We start from the raw sequence: 18,079 nt of genomic DNA, 5'->3' as shown, positions 1-18,079 counted from the left end.
GCGTCGACACGGACGCGAGCGCGCCCCGGCTACCCAGAAAATCGGACATATCGCGTTATCTTGCTTGCGGTACTCACATTGCCGCAGAGCGGTCTCACCCCCCGCGAGAGAAGCGATGCTCCAGGCCATCGGACTCACCAGCACACCCCGTCGAGACCTCCCACCCCTGGTGGACGACCTCACCCTTGAGGCCCGCCCGGGAACCGTGACCGCCCTCCTCGGTGAGCCGGGATCGGGCAAGACCACCGCACTGCGGCTCATGCTCGAACTCGAACCGGGCCGCGGCGTCACCTACTTCCGCGGCCGGCCGCTGCACCGGATCCCGTATCCCGGCCGTGAGGTCGGGGTGCTGCTCGGCGACGTGCCCGGCAATCCGGCGCGGACCGTCCTGAGCCAGCTGCGGATGCTGTGCGCCGCCGCCGGGGTGCCGGCCTCCCGGGCCGACACCATGATGCAGGTCGTCGGCATCGCCGGCCTGCGCGACCAGCGGCTGGGCTCGCTCTCGCTCGGCATGGAGCGCCGGGTCGCGCTGGCCGCCGCCCTGCTCGCCGACCCGTGCACGCTGCTCCTCGACGAGCCCGCCGCCGGACTCCCGGCCCGTGAACGCGGCTGGCTCCACGGGCTCCTGCGCGAGCACGCCTCCCTCGGCGGCGCGGTCCTCTTCACCACCGCCGATGCCAAGGAGGCCGCCCGCAGCGCGGACCGGGTCGTCACCATCGAGGCGGGCCGGCTCGTCGCCGACCAGGACGCAGCCGAGTTCGCCCGGACCCGGCTGCGCCCGCGGGTCGCCGTACGCAGCCCGTACGCGGCCCGGCTGGCCGACGTACTCGGCCGGGAGGCCCGGGCCGCCCAGCGCGCGGTGGAGGTCGTCGAGGAGAGCGGCAGCCGGCTGTCGGTGTACGGCAGCAGCTGCGCGGAGGTGGGGGAGGCGGCGTTCCGGCACGGTGTGCTGGTCCACCAACTCGCCGACGAGACCGGGGACGCCGGCGCGCCCCCGCCCGCACCGCCGGTGCCGCAGGCGCGCACCGAGCCGGGCGCGGCCACCGCCGCCCGGGCGCACGCGATCGCCGCCACCGCCGCGGCCCGCAGCATGCGGCCGGCCTCCACCGTGCGCCGGGTGGGCGGACCGCTGCGGCCGCTGCGCTACGAGCTGTGCCGGGTCTTCGGTACCGCCACGCCGCTGCTCGTCGCGGCCGTCGTCGTCGTCCTCTCCGCCGTCACCGCCCTGGTCCTGGCCCGGGCCGGCGGCACCGCGCAGAACCGGCTGCTCGCCGCCTGGCCGCAGGTGCTGCCCCTGCCCCCCGCCGCCCTCGGCGCCGGACTGCTGGGCGCCCTCGCCTTCGGCGAGGAGTACCGCTACCCCGCGCTCGCCGCCGACCGGGGCACCGTGCCGCGCCGCCTGGGCCTGCTCGCCGCCAAACTGGCGGTCAGCGCCGCCCTCGCCCTGACCTTCGGCGCCCTCGCGGTCACCGCCGACGCCGCCGCGCTGAAGCTCGTCTTCGACCGCGGCCCGCTGCGCGCCCCCGGGGAGTGGCTCGCCCCGGCCGCGAGTTGGGCCGGGCTGCTCGTCGGCTGCGCCTGGGCCGGCGTGCTGGCCTCCGGCGTCTTCCGGTCGGCGGTCGCGGGCCTGGCCGCCGTGCTCGCCGTACCGGTCATCGTCGTACCGCTCGTACGCAAGGCGCTGGACGGGCCCTCCGCGTACGCGGCGAACGGGCTCGCGGCCCGGCTGCGCGGGCTGGCCTGGGCGCAGTGGCCCCCGGAGGCGGACCGCCTGGTCCTGGGCGCCCTGCGGGTGATGGCCCAACCCGTCGGGACGGCTCTGCTGTTGTCGCTGATGGTCCTGTTGTGCGCCTATGGGTTCACAGGACTGCGCAGCCGCGTCCGTTGGTAAAGGACCGTTGGTGATCGTTGCGGTGCCGCAGAAGGTCCGAAGGGGACCGGTCCCGTTCGCATCACCTGAACCGGACCGCAACTCCCCGCAAAGAGCCCGGTTCTTTACGATAAGTCGTCAATTGCGTAGGTGGCACCGATCACCCTTTCGTGTGCTTTTCACCAAAGACCTCAAGGGTCATCCGGGCACGGCCGACAAAGGATTCGTGAGTACCCTTGCGCACACCATGATGACCGCCGCCCGCCATGCCGACTCCGGCCTCGCCGGCCCGGGCGAACTCGACCGCTACCCCTACGCGGAGGCCTCCGGGACCGACCGCGTCGCAGCGCCCCACTGGGACGGCGCCGACGTCGAGTTGAGCCGGGTCGGCCGCCGCGCGGCAGGCAGCCGCGGCCGCGGACTGCACGGCCAACTCGTCCAGCAGCTCGGCCAGATGATCGTCTCCGGCGACCTCGGCGCAGACCGTCCCCTGGTCCCCGAGGAGATCGGCCAGCGCTTCGAGGTCTCCCGCACGGTGGTCCGCGAATCGCTGCGCGTGCTGGAGGCCAAGGGCCTCGTCAGCGCCCGCCCCAACGTCGGCACCCGCGTCCGGCCGGTCGCCGACTGGAACCTCCTCGACCCCGACATCATCGAGTGGCGCGCCTTCGGCCCCCAGCGCGACGACCAGCGCCGCGAGCTCAACGAGCTCCGCTGGACCATCGAGCCCCTCGCCGCCCGCCTCGCGGCCGGCCACGGGCGCCCGGACATCCAGCAGCGCCTCGCCGACATGGTCGAGATCATGGGCCACGCCCTCGGCCAGGGCGACGCGATCACCTTCGCGCGCGCCGACAACGAGTTCCACGCCCTGCTCATCCAGGTCGCGAGCAACCGCATGCTGGAGCACCTCTCGGGCATCGTCTCCTCCGCGCTCCAGGTCTCCGGCAGCCCCATCACCGCCTGCGACCGTCCGAGCGAGACCTGCGTCGCGCACCACGCCCGCATCGTCGAGGCCCTCGCCGCCGGCGACGCGACGGGTGCCGAGAACGCCATGCGCCAGCTGCTGACGGTGCACCCGGAGGTCGAGCGCGTGGTCCCCGCCCCGCGCGAGCACTGACGCGCGGACGGGCGGCGGGGCGGGCGCCGGGGCGGTCGGGCGGCCGGGGTGTGACTCGGGCCACGAAGATTGGGCGTAACACTCCGCGAGGTCGAGCGATGACCTAGAGAGGTGATGGCCGACGGAGGGAAGACAGCAGCCCTTGCGGGTGCTGTGCAGCTCCCCGGCCCCTGCCCGCGCCCCCGGCCCATCCCCAGTCGGTGGTCGTCGGCTCCGGTCCAGCACCATCCGGCCGGGGTCGGAAGCCGTTTCCATCGTTCCGAGAGGTTGTTCGTGTCGGCCAGCACATCCCGTACGCTCCCGCCGGAGATCGCCGATTCCGAGTCTGTGATGGCGCTCATCGAGCGGGGCAAGGCCGAGGGGCAGATCGCCGGCGATGACGTGCGTCGGGCCTTCGAGGCTGACCAGATTCCTGCGACCCAGTGGAAGAATGTTCTGCGCAGCCTCAACCAGATCCTCGAGGAAGAGGGTGTGACGCTGATGGTCAGTGCCGCGGAGTCGCCCAAGCGCACCACCCGCAAGAGCGTCGCAGCGAAGACCCCGGCCAAGCGGACGGCCACGAAGACCGTCGCGGCGAAGACGACGGCTGCGCGGACCGTCGCAGCCGCGGCACCCGCGGCCGAAACGGTGGATCCGGAGCCCGTGGACGCTCCCGCGGAGGAGCCCGGAACCGAGCCCGCCGCGAAGAAGACCGCGGCGAAGAAGACGGCGGCCAAGAAGGCGGCTCCCGCCAAGAAGACGGCCGCGAAGAAGACGGCCGCGAAGAAGACCGCCGCCAAGAAGGACGCCGACGAGGCCGGCGAGGAGGAGTCCCCCGAGGAGGGCCCCGGCGCGGTCAAGGCGGAAGCCGAGGAGGAAGAGGACGGCGGCGAGAGCAAGGGCTTCGTCATCTCCGACGACGAGGACGACGCCCCGGCCCAGCAGGTCGCCGTGGCCGGCGCCACCGCCGACCCGGTCAAGGACTACCTCAAGCAGATCGGCAAGGTCCCCCTCCTCAACGCCGAGCAGGAGGTCGAGCTCGCCAAGCGCATCGAAGCGGGCCTGTTCGCCGAGGACAAGCTGGCCAACTCCGACAAGCTGGCGCCCAAGCTCAAGCGCGAGCTGGAGATCATCGCCGAGGACGGCCGCCGCGCCAAGAACCACCTGCTGGAGGCCAACCTCCGCCTCGTGGTCTCCCTGGCCAAGCGCTACACCGGCCGCGGCATGCTCTTCCTGGACCTGATCCAGGAGGGCAACCTGGGCCTGATCCGTGCGGTCGAGAAGTTCGACTACACCAAGGGCTACAAGTTCTCTACGTACGCGACCTGGTGGATCCGCCAGGCGATCACGCGCGCCATGGCCGACCAGGCCCGCACCATCCGCATTCCGGTGCACATGGTCGAGGTCATCAACAAGCTGGCGCGCGTCCAGCGCCAGATGCTCCAGGACCTGGGCCGCGAGCCCACCCCGGAGGAGCTGGCCAAGGAACTCGACATGACCCCCGAGAAGGTCATCGAGGTCCAGAAGTACGGCCGCGAGCCCATCTCCCTGCACACCCCGCTCGGTGAGGACGGCGACAGCGAGTTCGGCGACCTCATCGAGGACTCCGAGGCGGTCGTCCCGGCCGACGCCGTCAGCTTCACGCTCCTCCAGGAGCAGCTGCACTCGGTGCTCGACACCCTCAGCGAGCGCGAGGCCGGCGTGGTCTCGATGCGCTTCGGCCTCACCGACGGCCAGCCGAAGACCCTCGACGAGATCGGAAAGGTCTACGGCGTCACGCGCGAGCGGATCCGTCAGATCGAGTCCAAGACGATGTCGAAGCTGCGTCACCCGTCCCGCTCCCAGGTCCTGCGCGACTACCTGGACTGACAGCCGGACCTGCCGGGCCGCGCAAGGCCGGGCCGGGGCCGTACGGAGGTGGCCGTGCGCGGGTGCGCACGGCCACTTGGCGTCCCACTCTGGGTGGAGTCATGCACACTCAGAGTCAGGAGGCCTCATGCGTCGTCCCATTTCCCGTGCTCTGGCGGGCGCGCTGACCCTGGTGGCGGGGGCGGCCGCGGCGCCGCTGGCCCAGGCGCCGCACGCAGCCGCGGACAGTGTGGTGATCGGCGGGAAGCCGGTGAAGGCGGCCGACAGCCCGTGGGTGGTGGCCCTCGCCAGCCGTGACCGGTTCGGGGGTACGCGCGGCGGCCAGTTCTGCGGGGGCGTCATCGTGGGCCCGACCAAGGTGCTGACCGCGGCGCACTGCCTGGGCCGCCAGGTGCTGGGCGGCCCCGTCGAGTCCGTCCGCGATTTCCGGGTGATCACCGGGCGGACCGAACTGCGCGCGGCCGAGGGCCGTGAGATCCCGGTCCGCTCGGCCCGGGTGAACCCGGGGTACGACGCCCGCAGCAATGCCGGGGACCTGGCCGTACTGGAGCTGGCCGAGGCCGTGCCCGCCCACTACGTGCTCCCCATGGCCGGGGCGGGGCATCCCGGCTACGCCGCGGGCGGCGAGGCGGCGGTGTACGGCTGGGGCGATACGAGCGGATTCGGCGACTACGCGTACGCGCTGCGCGCCGCGCGCGTGACGGTGCTGTCGGACGAGGTCTGCCGGCAGGCCTACCCCGGCGACGCCGACGGGCAGTACCGGCCCGACTCCATGGTGTGCGCGGGGCACCGCGACGGCGGGCGGGACGCCTGTCAGGGGGACAGCGGGGGCCCGCTGGTCGCCCAGGGCAAGCTCATCGGGCTCGTGTCCTGGGGGCGGGGGTGCGGACGCCCCGACAGTCCGGGGGTGTACACGAAGATCGCGCCGTTCACCGGCTTCGTGACGGCCTCGGAGACGGCCCCGCGGCGAAGCGACGGCCACGACATCGCGTGGGGTGGCCAAAGGGGCTCTGCAGCGGCAGCACGGCCCGTACAGGGGCATGCGGCCGGGGAGGCCCGGGGTTCCGCCGGTGCGCCCGGCGGAGGGCTCCGGCCCGGGGGCCGCTAGCCGCGCCCGACGGAGCGTCGCCGTGCGGCGCCGAAACGTGAGGACGGGCGGCACCCCTGGGTCTCAGGGGTGCCGCCCGTCGACCGGCCTGGCCGGTCCTGGCTCGTCGGATGCGAGGTATAGGCCTGTGTCAGCGGTCCTCGGTGTCGGCATTGGCCGTCGGAGCGGACGTGAGCCGCTCGGTCTCATCCTGTATATCCGCGGCGATCTTCTTGAGTTCCGGCTCGAACTTACGCCCGTGGTGGGCGCAGAACAGCAGTTCACCGCCGCTCAGCAGGACGACGCGCAGATATGCCTGGGCGCCGCAACGGTCGCATCGGTCAGCGGCCGTCAGCGGGGTCGCGGGTGTCAGAACAGTAGTCACGTCGCCTCTTCTCTAGCTCGACGAGCTGTCGTACCAGGGTCAACATCCAACCAGGCCGAAAACGTTCCCGCTCGCGGCTTTTCCTCGAAACTTCCTTCCGAAGCTGGCCGGCTGCTGCCGGTTGGCGGCGAAGGAGCCGTATTGCGTTGCTTTACGGTTTCGCGTTGTCAGTCGTTCGCTTGTTGCAGTTCCGTCCTGCCCGGCTGAGTGCCGGTTGTTCATGAGGACGTGCCCGAACCCTAAATGGTTCATGCCTGGAAGGGAACGTGATGTTTGCTTCACCCGGCCGGGGGATCGAACACCCGTGCGGTCCTGCACTAGGCTGATGAAGGCACGAGGGTGGCGTTGCATCGGCTCTACCAGGCCTCGGTACCCTTCGACGGGCAACCGAGCCACCCTGTGCCCGCCAGGGCCAGAAAAAGAAATTCAGCGAGGAGCGAACTGCGTGACCGCCGACACGTCCGTGCCTTCCAGCGCGCTGCTGACCGGAGCAGACCGGGACGGCTCCAACTACACCGCGCGGCACCTGCTCGTCCTCGAAGGTCTTGAGGCCGTCCGCAAGCGCCCCGGCATGTATATCGGGTCCACCGACTCCCGAGGGCTCATGCACTGCCTCTGGGAGATCATCGACAACGCCGTGGACGAGGCCCTCGGCGGCTACTGCGACCACATCGAGGTGATCCTCCACGAGGACGCCTCGGTCGAGGTCCGTGACAACGGCCGCGGCATCCCCGTCGACGTCGAGCCCAAGACGGGGCTCTCCGGCGTCGAAGTCGTCATGACCAAGCTGCACGCGGGCGGCAAGTTCGGCGGCGGCTCGTACGCCGCCTCCGGCGGTCTGCACGGCGTAGGCGCCTCCGTGGTCAACGCCCTCTCCGCCCGTCTGGACGTGGAGGTGGACCGCAACAGCTCCACCCACGCGATCAGCTTCCGCCGCGGCGTCCCCGGCATGTTCACCGAGCAGGGCCCCGAGAGCCCGTTCGACCCCGCCAACGGCCTGCGCAAGGTCAAGCGCACCGCCAAGGGCAAGACCGGCACCCGGATCCGCTACTGGGCCGACCGCCAGATCTTCCTCAAGGACGCGAAGCTCTCCCTGGAGACGCTCTACCAGCGCGCCCGCCAGACCGCCTTCCTCGTCCCCGGCCTGACCATCGTCGTCCGCGACGAGCGCGCCATCGACGGCGCCGGCAAGACGGAGGAGACCTTCCGCTTCGACGGGGGCATCAGCGAGTTCTGCGACTATCTCGCCCAGGACAAGGCCGTCTGCGACGTGCTGCGCCTGAGCGGCCAGGGCACCTTCAAGGAGACCGTCCCGGTCCTCGACGACCGCGGCCACATGACCCCCACCGAGGTCACCCGCGAGCTCGGCGTCGACATCGCCCTGCGCTGGGGCACCGGGTACGAGACGCAGGTCAAGTCCTTCGTCAACATCATCGCCACGCCCAAGGGCGGCACCCACATCACCGGCTTCGAGCGCTCGGTCGCCAAGACGGTGAACGAGGTGCTGCGCTCGGCGAAGCTGCTGCGCGTCGCCGAGGACGACGTGGTCAAGGACGACGCGATGGAGGGCATGACGGCGGTCGTCACCGTCCGGCTGGCCGAGCCGCAGTTCGAGGGCCAGACCAAGGAGGTGCTCGGCACCTCGGCGGCCGCCCGCATCGTCGCGGCCGTGGTCGCCAAGGAGCTCAAGGCCTTCCTGACCAGCACGAAGCGTGACGACAAGCAGCAGGCCCGCGCCGTGATGGAGAAGATCGTCGCGGCCGCCCGCACCCGGATCGCCGCCCGCCAGCACAAGGAGGCGCAGCGCCGCAAGACCGCGCTGGAGACCTCCTCGCTGCCCGCGAAGCTGGCCGACTGCCGCAGCGACGACGTGGAGCGCAGCGAGCTCTTCATCGTCGAGGGGGACTCCGCCCTCGGTACGGCCAAGCTGGCACGGAACTCGGAATTCCAGGCGCTCCTGCCGATCCGAGGCAAGATCCTCAATGTCCAGAAGTCGTCGGTCTCGGACATGCTCAAGAACGCCGAATGCGGTGCGATCATCCAGGTCATAGGAGCCGGCTCGGGCCGGACCTTCGACATCGACGCCGCGCGCTACGGAAAGATCGTCCTGCTCGTCGACGCCGATGTCGACGGCGCGCACATCCGCTGCCTGCTGCTCACGCTCTTCCAGCGGTACATGCGCCCGATGGTCGAGGCGGGCCGGGTGTTCGCCGCGGTCCCGCCGCTGCACCGGATCGAGCTCGTCCAGCCCAAGAAGGGCCAGGACAAGTACGTCTACACGTATTCGGACAACGAGCTGCGCCAGACCCTGCTCGAATTCCAGCGCAAGAACGTCCGGTACAAGGATTCGATCCAGCGCTACAAGGGTCTCGGCGAGATGGACGCGGACCAGCTGGCGGAGACCACCATGGACCCCCGCCACCGCACGCTGCGCCGCATCAACATCGGCGACCTGGACTCCGCCGAGCAGGTCTTCGACCTGCTGATGGGCAACGAGGTGGCGCCGCGCAAGGAGTTCATCACCAGCTCCGCGGCCACCTTGGACCGTTCGCGCATCGACGCCTGACCGGCGCACACCGGCACCACGGCACACCGGTGCTCTTCACTCCATCACCTGTTGGAGTGAAGAGCACCGGGACACCAGTCCGGAAAACGTCCATACCGCACATCCTTGTGGGCACGCGGCCAATGCGGCAGCGGACAAGGAGAGTTCGGTGGACAAGCACGAAGGTCCCGATGCCGGAACGATCCGGCTCGACGACCCCTGGTACGACGCGCTCGCCGTCGGCTGGGGGGAGGGCGAGGGCGGGGAACCGCCGCCCCCGCGTCCGGCCGCCGGCGGCCGGGCCGCGCCCGGGGCGTCCGACATCTACCTCGAAGTGCAGCGCAGCGCCGCCTTCCAGGAGGTCCGCAGCCGGTACCGCGGGTTCGTCGTCCCCGCGACCGCCGGATTCCTCCTCTGGTACGTCGCCTACGTGATCGCGGCGACCATGGCGCCAGGCCTCATGGCCCGCCCCGTGTTCGGGGCCGTCAACGTGGCCCTGCTGGCGGGTCTCGGCCAGTTCCTCAGCACCTTCCTGCTGACCTGGGCGTACTCCCGGCACGCGCGGCTGCGCCGGGACCGGGCCGCGCTCGACCTGCGCTGGACGGTCTTCGAGCAGGAGCGCGACCAGGAGCGCAGCCGCAACCGGAACCAGAGCCGGGGGGACGGCCGGTGACCACCGAACACCAGACGCTCGCGCTGATCCTGTTCAGCCTCTTCATCGCGGTCACCCTGGGCATCACCACCTGGGTCAGCCGCAACCGGCACGGCTCGGCCGAGGAGTTCTACGCCGGCGGGAGGCTCTTCTCCCCGATGGAGAACGGTTTCGCCATCGCCGGCGACTACATGTCCGCCGCCTCCTTCCTCGGCATCTCCGGCCTGATCGCCCTCTTCGGCTACGACGGCCTGCTGTATTCGGTGGGCTTCCTCGTCGCCTGGCTCGTCGTGCTCTTCCTCGTCGCCGAACTGGTCCGCAACTGCGGACGCTTCACCCTCGCCGACGTGGTCGCGGCCCGGATGAGCGAGCGGCCCGTACGGATCGCCGCCGGGGCCTCGTCCGTCACCGTCTCGGTGCTGTACCTCGTCGCGCAGATGGTCGGCGCGGGCAGCCTGGTCGGCCTGCTGCTCGGCGATTCGGGCACTGTGGCCCGGACGCTGACCGTGATCGGGGTCGGCGCGCTGATGGTGGTCTACGTGTCCTTCGGCGGCATGCGGGCCACCACCTGGATCCAGATCGTGAAGGCCGTGCTGCTCATGGGCGGGGCCATCACCCTCACCGTGCTCGTACTGCTGCGCTTCCACGGGGACTTCGACCAGCTGCTCACCAGCGCCGCCGACCGCAGCGGGCACGGGCGGCGCTTCCTGAGCCCGGGGCTCAAGTACGGCGCCGACTGGACGTCGCGCTTCGACTTCATGAGCCTCGGCCTCGCGCTGGTCCTCGGGACGGCCGGGCTGCCGCACATCCTCTCGCGCTTCTACACGGTGCCGACGGCGCGGGCGGCGCGCAGGTCGGTGGTGTGGGCGATCGCGCTGATCGGCGGCTTCTACCTGATGACCATCGTGCTCGGGTTCGGCGCGGCCGCGCTGGTGGGCCCGGACGAGGTGCGGGCCTCCAACGCCTCCGGGAACACGGCGGTTCCGCTGCTCGCGGCCTTCCTGGGCGGCGGGGCCGGGACGACCGGGGGAGCGGTGCTGTTCGCGTTCGTGGCGGCCATCGCCTTCGCCACGATCCTGGCCGTGGTCGCGGGGATCACGCTGGCCTCCTCGGCCTCGGTGGCGCACGACCTCTACGCCTCGCTCAAGCGCCGCCACGCGCGCCAGCGCAGCGAGGTCGCGGTCGCCAGGGTCGCGGCCGTCGGGATCGGGGCGGTGGCGATCGCCCTGGGGCTGCTCGCCCAGGACCTGAACGTGGCCTTCCTGGTGGGGCTGGCCTTCGCGGTGGCGGCCTCGGCAAATCTGCCGGTGCTGCTGTACTCGCTGTTCTGGCGGGGTTTCACCACGCGGGGTGCTGTCTGGTCGGTGTACGGGGGACTGGTTCCGGCGGTGGTGCTGGTCGTTCTGTCGCCGGTGGTCTCGGGCAGCCCGGAATCCCTCTTCCCCGCCGTCAGCTTCCAGTTCTTCCCGCTGCAGAACCCGGGCCTGGTCTCGATCCCGCTGGGCTTCCTGGCGGGATGGCTGGGGACGGTCACCTCGGCCGAGGAGCCGGTCGAGGCGAAGTACGCGGAGACGGAGGTCCGTTCGCTGACCGGGGCCGGGGCCGTCTGAGCACGGCCCCCCATCCGGCCCGCCCGGTCACGCGCCCTCGGACGGGAGCCAGGAGTAGCGGTGTTCGGGGCGGCCCGTCTCGCCGTAGCGCAGGGCCAGGGTGACCCGGCCGGTGCGCTCCAGGAGCTTCAGGTAGCGCTGGGCGGTCTGGCGGCTGATGCCGGCGCGGTCGGCGATCAGCTGGGTGGAGAGGGGGCCCTCGGCGGAGCGCAGGACCTGGCGGACCAGTTCGGCGGTGGTGGCGGAGTGGCCCTTGGGCAGCTCGTTGGGGGAGCCGGCGGCGGCGAGGGCGCCGAAGATCCGGTCCACCTCGGCCTGTTCGGCCTCGCCGCCCGTCTCCAGGGTGCGGCGCAGGGACCCGTACGCCTCCAGGCGGGTGCGCAGACCCGCGAAGGTGAAGGGTTTGACGAGGTACTGGAGAGCGCCGAGGCGCATGGCGTTCTGGACGGTGGCCAGGTCCCGGGCGGCCGTGACCATGATCACGTCGGTGCGATGGCCGAGCTGGCGCAGTCGGCGGACCAGGTCCAGGCCGTTCTCGTCCGGGAGGTAGTGGTCGAGGAGGACCAGGTCCACGGGGTGGGTGTCGAGACGGGCCAGGGCCTCGGCCGCCGAATGGGCCTGGGCGACGACGCGGAAGCCGGGAACCTTGGCCACGTAGGCCGCGTTGATCCGGGCCACACGCATGTCGTCGTCGACGACCAATACGTGGATATCGCGGATGTCGTGGATGCCGGGGATCGGGGTCTCTTTCATCGCAGGGCCTCCGGGAGTACGACGGAGAACTCCGTCCCTCCGTCCGCTGCCTCGCCGGCCCGGGCCGTGCCGCCCTGACGCTCGGCGAGGCGGCGTACGAGCGCGAGACCGAGCCCGCGCTCGCGGTGGGCCTTGGGCTGTTTGGTCGACCAGCCCTCCGTGAAGATCTCCTCCCGGCGGGCGGCCGGGACGCCGGGGCCGCTGTCGCGTACCCGGAGGATCGCCGTCCGGCCTTCGGCGCGCAGCTCGACCTCGACCAGGGGGGCGGGGGAGCCGGCGGCCGCGTCCAGGGCGTTGTCCACCAGGTTGCCCGTGATCGTGACCAGCCCGCCTGGATCGACGAGGCCGTCGGGCAGGAAGGTGGCGTCGGCGAGCCGCAGCGGCACGCCGCGTTCGGCCGCGACGGTCGCCTTGCCCACCAGGAGGGCCGCCAGCAGGGGGTCGTGGACCTTCTCGGTGACCTGTTCCGCGGTGCTGCGGTGCACGCCGACGACCTCGGTGACGAACTCCACCGCCTCCTCGTGCAGGCCCAGCTCCAGCAGGCCGAGGAGGGTGTGGAGGCGGTTGGCGTGTTCGTGGTCCTGCGCGCGCAGCGCGTCGATCAGGCCCTTGGTGGAGTCGAGCTCGCGGCCGAGGTGCTCCAGCTCGGTGCGGTCGCGCAGGGTGGCGACGGCGCCGCCGTCCTCGGTGGGCATCCGGTTGGCGACCAGTACCCGGGGGCCCTGGACGGCCAGCAGGTCGCGGCCGGTGACGCGGCCGGCGAGGACGTCGGTGGTGCGGCCGGCGCCCAGTACGTCGTCCAGCGGGCGCCCGGCGACGGTGGCGGCCGTGCCGGGAGCCAGGCCCAGCAGCCGGGCGGCCTCGTCGTTGACCAGCCGGACCCGGCCGTCGCGGTCGAGGGCGATCACGCCCTCGCGGATGGAGTGCAGCATCGCCTCGCGCTCCGCGAGCAGTCCGGCGATATCGGAGAAGGCCAGGTCGCGGGTCTGCCGCTGGATCCGGCGGGACAGCAGGTAGGCGGCGAGCGCACCGGCCGCGAGGGCGCCGCCCGCGTAGGCGAGCAGGCCCGGGATGGCGCCGAGCAGCCGGTCGTGGACGCTGTCGTAGGCGATGCCGACGGAGACGGCACCGACGATCTCCCCGTCGGCGGCGATGAGCGGGACCTTGCCGCGCGCGGAGCGGCCGAGCGTGCCTTCGTCGATCTCCATCACCTCGCGGCCCGCCAGGGCCTCGCTCGGGTCGGTGGAGACGGGCAGTCCGATCCGGTCGGTGCCGGGGTGCGAGCGGCGGATGCCGTCCAGATCCATGACGACCACGTACTCGGCGCCCGTGGCCCGGCGGATCCGCTCGGCCGCGGCCTGGACCGGGCTGTCGGCGCTGGGGCCGGAGTCGAGGAGGTCGGCGGCCAGCGAGGGGTCCGCCGCCGCGCTCTGGGCGATGGCCAGGGCACGGCGCATGGCCTGGTCGTCGAGCTGCGCGCCGAGCGGGGCCAGGAACAGCCCGGTGGCGAGCACGACGACCCCGGCGGCGATGGCCAGCTGGGTCAGCAGGATCTGCGAGACGGCCCGTCTGGGCAGCCCGAGGCGCCGAGCGCTCATGTGGAGGAACCGCATGACCAGCAACGGTAGGTCGCCTTCGGCCGAAGCGGAATTTCCCATGTGCACGCAAATGGCTTGCGTTATTTGCGGCCAGCTTGCGCAAGCGATGACGGCATAAAAGTGCGGTCAGAGCTGTAGACGACTCGGCAAAGCTCTGCAACTCTCGCACGGCACGACGCAAATTCCTATCTCACCTGGTTCAGAAAACTCATGCCGAGGGACGAGGACATATGAGAAGGCTCCACTGGAGAGGAAGGGCGCTGGCCGCCCTGACCGCCACGGCCCTGCTGATGCTGGGATGGCCGGCCCTGACCGCCGAGGCCGCCGGCGGCCCGAGCATCGCGGCGGGCCGCCCCGCCGCGGCGAGCAGCAGCAACGGCGCCTACACGGCCGCCAACGCCACCGACGGCAACCAGTCCACCTACTGGGAGAGCGCCGGCGGCGCCTTCCCGCAATGGGTGCAGACCGATCTCGGCGCCACCACGCGCGTCGACCAGGTCGTGCTCAAGCTGCCCGCGGCCTGGGAGAGCCGCAACGAGACCCTGTCCGTCCAGGGCAGCGCCGACGGCACCGCCTTCACCACCCTGGTGAGCTCGGCGACGTACACCTTCGGCCAGGGCAGCGGGAACACCGTCACCATCACCTTCCCGGCCGCCCAGACCCGGTACGTCCGCATCGACATCACCGCGAACACCGGCTGGCAGGCGGCCCAGCTCTCCGAGCTGGAGGTCCGCGCCGCCGGTGAGTCCTCGGCCAACCTGGCCCTCGGCAAGACCCTGACCGCCAGCAGCAGCACGCAGACCTACCTCCCGCCCAACGCCAACGACGGCAGCCCGGCCAGCTACTGGGAGAGCGCCAACAACGCCCTGCCCCAGTGGCTCCAGGCCGACCTCGGCGCCTCCGTCCGGGTGGACCGCGTGGTGCTGCGCCTGCCCGAGGGCTGGGGCGCCCGCACCCAGACCCTGAAACTCCAGGGCAGCACCAACGGCACCGACTTCACCGACCTGACCGCGTCCAAGGCGTACGCGTTCGACCCGGCGAGCGCCAACACCGTGACCGTCACCTTCGACGCCACCACCACCCGCCACCTGCGGGTCCTGATCTCGGCCAACTCCGTACAGCCCGGCGGGCAGATATCCGAGCTGGAGATCTACGGCCCGCAGACCGGGGACACCCAGCCCCCGACGGCGCCCACCCAGCTCGCCTACACCGAGCCCGCCACCGGCCAGATCAAGCTCACGTGGAAGGCCGCCACCGACAACACGGCCGTCACCGGATACGACGTGTACGCGAACGACCAGCTGCGCACCAGCGTGGCCGGCGACGTCACCACCTACACCGACACCCAGCCCACCGGTACGAGCGTCACCTACCGGGTCCGGGCCAGGGACGCGGCCGGCAACCAGTCGCCCGACAGCAACAGCGTCACCCGCGCCGCCGGCACCGGGGACACCCAGGCACCCACCGCCCCCGGCGCACTGACCTTCACCGAGCCGGCCGCGGGCCAGGTCAAGCTGGCCTGGCAGGCCTCCTCCGACAACGTCGGCGTCACCGGCTACGAGGTGTACGCGAACAACGTGCTGCGCACGACGGTCGCCGGCACCGCCACCACGTACACCGACACCCAGCCGGCCGACGCCACCGTCAGCTACTTCGTCCGGGCCAAGGACGCGGCGGGCAACCGCTCCGGCGACAGCAACACGGTGACCCGCAACGGCACCGGAGGCGGCGGCTCCAACCTGGCCGTCGGCAAGCCGATCACCGGCTCCTCCGTGATCCACACCTTCGTCGCGGAGAATGCCAACGACAACAGCACCTCCACCTACTGGGAGGGCGCGGCCGGCGCCTACCCGAGCACCCTCACGGTCAAGCTCGGCGCCAACGCCGACGTCGACCGCCTGGTCCTCAAGCTCAACCCGGACAGCAGCTGGGGCGCCCGTACCCAGAACATCCAGGTCCTGGGCCGGGAGCAGAGCGCCCAGGGCGCCACGAACCTGGTCGCGGCCAAGGACTACGCCTTCGACCCGGCGTCCGGAGCCAACACGGTCACCATCCCGGTGCGCGCCCGCGTCGCGGACGTACAGCTCCGCTTCACCTCCAACACCGGGGCCTCCAACGGCCAGATCGCCGAGTTCCAGGTCATCGGCGTCCCCGCGCCCAACCCCGATCTGGAGGTCACCGGGCTGAGCGCGAGCCCCGCGGCCCCGGTCGAATCCGACTCCGTCACGCTCTCCGCCACCGTCAGGAACAGCGGCCCGGCCCCGGCCGCCGCCACCGCCGTCACCTTCAAGCTCGGCGGCAGCCCGGTGGGTACGGCGAACGTGCCCGCCCTCGCCGCCGGAGCCACGGCCACCGTCACCGCCGGCATCGGGGCGCGCGACGCCGGCACCTATCCGCTGAGCGCGGTCGTCGACGAGGCGAACACGGTCATCGAGCAGAACGACACCAACAACTCCTTCACCGGCTCACCGCTGGTGGTCCGGCCGGTCGACAGCTCCGACCTGGTCGCCTCCGCCGTCAGCTGGTCACCGAGCGCCCCCTCCGCCGGCCAGCCGGTCGCGTTCACCGTCACCGTCCGCAACCAAGGCACCATCGCGGCCGCCTCCGGTACGCACGGGGTCACCCTCGTCCTCCAGGACGCGGGCGGCGCCACCGTCCGTACGCTGACCGGCTCCTTCAACGGCGCCCTGGCCCCCGGCGCCTCGACCGCCCCGATCTCCCTCGGCAGCTGGCCGGCGGCGAACGGCAAGTACACGGTCAAGGTGGTCCTCGCCGACGACGCCAACGAACTGCCGGTCAAGCGCGCGAACAACACCTCGACCAAACCTTTCTTCGTCGGCCGCGGGGCGAACATGCCCTACGACATGTACGAGGCGGAGGACGCGGCGGTCGGCGGCGGAGCCACCGTCGTCGGCCCCAACCGCACCATCGGAGACATCGCGGGTGAGGCCTCCGGCCGCAAGGCCGTCAACCTCGACGCGACCGGCGAGTACGTCGAGTTCACCACCCGCGCTGCCACCAACACCCTGGTCACCCGCTTCTCCATCCCGGACGCCCCGGGCGGCGGTGGCATCGACTCCACGATCGACGTCTACGTCAACGGCGTCTTCAAGAAGGCCCTGCCGCTGACCTCGAAGTACGCCTGGCTGTACGGGGCCGAGGCCGCCCCGGGCAACTCCCCGGGCTCCGGAGCCCCACGGCACATCTACGACGAGGCCAACCTGCTGCTCGGCGAGACCGTCCCGGCGGGCAGCCGGATCCGCCTCCAGAAGGACGCGGCCAACACCACCAGCTACGCGATCGACTTCGTCAGCCTGGAGCAGGCCGTCGTCACGCCCAACCCGGACCCGGCGACGTACACCGTGCCCGCCGGGTTCACCCACCAGGACGTGCAGAACGCCCTGGACAAGGTCCGTATGGACACCACCGGCAAGCTGGTCGGCGTCTACCTGCCGCCCGGCGAGTACGAGACGGCCAGCAAGTTCCAGGTGTACGGCAAGGCCGTCCAGGTGCTCGGCGCCGGACCCTGGTTCACCCGTTTCCACGCCCCGGCCGGCCAGGACAACACCGACAACGGATGGCGGGCGGAAGCCAGCGCTAAGGGCTCCTCCTTCGCCGGATTCGCCTCGTTCGGCAACTACACCTCGCGCATCGACGGCCCCGGCAAGGTGTTCGACTTCTCCAACGTCACCGACATCACCATCGACAACATCTGGAACGAACACACCGTGTGCCTCTACTGGGGCGCCAACACCGACCGCATCACGATCAAGAACTCCCGGATCCGCGACACCTTCGCCGACGGCATCAACATGACCAACGGCAGCACGGACAACCTCGTGTCCAACAACGAGGCGCGGTCCACGGGCGACGACAGCTTCGCCCTGTTCTCCGCGATCGACGCGGGCGGCGCGGACATGAAGAACAACCTGTACGAGAACCTGACCACGATCCTGACCTGGCGCGCGGCAGGTGTCGCCGTCTACGGCGGCTACAACAACACCTTCCGCAACATCCACATCGCCGACACCCTCGTCTACTCGGGCGTCACCGTCAGCTCGCTGGACTTCGGGTACCCGATGAACGGTTTCGGCACCGATCCGACGACCTTCGAGAACGTCTCGATCGTCCGCTCGGGCGGCCACTTCTGGGGGTCCCAGACCTTCCCCGGGATCTGGCTGTTCTCGGCCTCGAAGGTGTTCCAGGGCATCAGGATCAACAATGTCGACATCGTGGATCCGACGTACAGCGGCATCATGTTCCAGACGCAGTACATCGGCGGCCAGCCGGTCAACCCGATCAAGGACACCGTCCTGAAGGACATCACCATCACGGGGGCGAAGAAGAGCGGCGACGCCTTCGACGCCAAGTCCGGCTTCGGACTCTGGGCGAACGAGATGCCCGAGGACGGGCAGGGCCCGGCGGTCGGTGAGGTCACCATCCACAACCTGAAGATGAGCGACAACGCCGTGGACGTACGGAACACGACCTCGACGTTCAGGATCAACCAACTGCCGTAGTCCGGCGGTGCGCAAGACGGGGGCGGGGCGGTTCCGGGGTGCACCCGGGGCCGCCCCGCAGACCCGCAAGCGACTTGCATTTCTTGCGCTAGTCTTG

The 18,079-nt window shown here is 71.1% G+C and carries 11 protein-coding genes; 8 read left to right on the top strand and 3 right to left on the bottom strand.

The window, feature by feature from the left end; translation table 11 throughout:
* The first annotated feature begins 115 nt into the window (after positions 1-115).
* The 4 genes from CP980_RS08475 (at position 116) to CP980_RS08460 (ending at position 5,940) form a co-directional block, all read left to right on the top strand.
* Positions 116-1,891, top strand: coding sequence for an ATP-binding cassette domain-containing protein (locus CP980_RS08475; RefSeq protein ID WP_150527889.1), 1,776 nt, complete (start codon positions 116-118; stop codon positions 1,889-1,891).
* A gap of 151 nt (positions 1,892-2,042) precedes the next feature.
* Positions 2,043-2,984 (top strand): FadR/GntR family transcriptional regulator, encoded by a 942-nt coding sequence (locus tag CP980_RS08470; protein ID WP_280116472.1) that lies wholly within the window; start codon positions 2,043-2,045, stop codon positions 2,982-2,984.
* Between the two features lie 273 nt (positions 2,985-3,257).
* On the top strand, positions 3,258-4,832 hold the full coding sequence (locus tag CP980_RS08465) for an RNA polymerase sigma factor (protein WP_268257442.1): 1,575 nt from the start codon (positions 3,258-3,260) through the stop codon (positions 4,830-4,832).
* Positions 4,833-4,959: 127 nt separating this feature from the next.
* Positions 4,960-5,940, top strand: a complete 981-nt coding sequence (locus CP980_RS08460; RefSeq protein WP_150527888.1) for a serine protease — start codon at positions 4,960-4,962, stop codon at positions 5,938-5,940.
* A 130-nt stretch (positions 5,941-6,070) separates the two neighbouring features.
* Here the strand turns inward: CP980_RS08460 and CP980_RS08455 are convergent, their stop codons facing one another.
* Positions 6,071-6,304, bottom strand: a complete 234-nt coding sequence (locus CP980_RS08455; RefSeq protein ID WP_030154305.1) for a DUF7455 domain-containing protein — start codon at positions 6,302-6,304, stop codon at positions 6,071-6,073.
* A gap of 445 nt (positions 6,305-6,749) precedes the next feature.
* Between CP980_RS08455 and CP980_RS08450 the strand changes: the two genes are divergently transcribed.
* The 3 genes from CP980_RS08450 (at position 6,750) to CP980_RS08440 (ending at position 11,111) form a co-directional block, all read left to right on the top strand.
* Positions 6,750-8,870: a DNA gyrase/topoisomerase IV subunit B gene (locus CP980_RS08450; protein ID WP_132759203.1), complete on the top strand. Its 2,121-nt coding sequence runs from the start codon at positions 6,750-6,752 to the stop codon at positions 8,868-8,870.
* 148 nt (positions 8,871-9,018) lie between these two features.
* The gene (locus tag CP980_RS08445) at positions 9,019-9,522 is read left to right on the top strand and encodes a DUF485 domain-containing protein (RefSeq protein WP_132759202.1); all 504 of its coding nucleotides are present in this window, start codon (positions 9,019-9,021) and stop codon (positions 9,520-9,522) included.
* Entirely contained in the window at positions 9,519-11,111 is a 1,593-nt protein-coding gene (locus tag CP980_RS08440; RefSeq protein WP_132759201.1) for a solute symporter family protein, read from the top strand. Before CP980_RS08445 ends, CP980_RS08440 begins: the two co-directional genes overlap by 4 nt.
* A gap of 27 nt (positions 11,112-11,138) precedes the next feature.
* Here the strand turns inward: CP980_RS08440 and CP980_RS08435 are convergent, their stop codons facing one another.
* Positions 11,139-11,864 carry a DUF7342 family protein gene (locus CP980_RS08435; RefSeq protein ID WP_132759200.1) on the bottom strand — a complete coding sequence of 242 codons (726 nt, stop codon included), beginning with the start codon at positions 11,862-11,864 and terminating at the stop codon, positions 11,139-11,141.
* On the bottom strand, positions 11,861-13,462 hold the full coding sequence (locus CP980_RS08430; RefSeq protein ID WP_150527887.1) for an ATP-binding protein: 1,602 nt from the start codon (positions 13,460-13,462) through the stop codon (positions 11,861-11,863). The genes CP980_RS08435 and CP980_RS08430 overlap by 4 nt, the downstream gene beginning before the upstream one ends.
* Before the next feature lie 230 nt (positions 13,463-13,692).
* Between CP980_RS08430 and CP980_RS08425 the strand changes: the two genes are divergently transcribed.
* The gene (locus CP980_RS08425; protein WP_167535810.1) at positions 13,693-17,982 is read left to right on the top strand and encodes a galactose-binding domain-containing protein; all 4,290 of its coding nucleotides are present in this window, start codon (positions 13,693-13,695) and stop codon (positions 17,980-17,982) included.
* Positions 17,983-18,079 lie beyond the last annotated feature (97 nt).

Origin of the sequence: Streptomyces vinaceus, assembly GCF_008704935.1 — a bacterium.
Classification (GTDB): domain Bacteria; phylum Actinomycetota; class Actinomycetes; order Streptomycetales; family Streptomycetaceae; genus Streptomyces; species Streptomyces vinaceus.
The sequence above is the reverse complement of the archived record's forward strand: the minus strand, read 5'-3'. Positions and strand labels throughout refer to the sequence as shown.

Bases quoted from the DNA above. Each gene is read 5' to 3' on its own strand.
- CP980_RS08435 (WP_132759200.1), bottom strand. From the start codon at position 11,864: ATGAAAGAGACCCCGATCCCCGGCATCCACGACATCCGCGATATCCAC.
- CP980_RS08460 (WP_150527888.1), top strand. From the start codon at position 4,960: ATGCGTCGTCCCATTTCCCGTGCTCTGGCGGGCGCGCTGACCCTGGTG.
- CP980_RS08475 (WP_150527889.1), top strand. From the start codon at position 116: ATGCTCCAGGCCATCGGACTCACCAGCACACCCCGTCGAGACCTCCCA.
- CP980_RS08425 (WP_167535810.1), top strand. From the start codon at position 13,693: ATGAGAAGGCTCCACTGGAGAGGAAGGGCGCTGGCCGCCCTGACCGCC.
- CP980_RS08430 (WP_150527887.1), bottom strand. From the start codon at position 13,462: ATGAGCGCTCGGCGCCTCGGGCTGCCCAGACGGGCCGTCTCGCAGATC.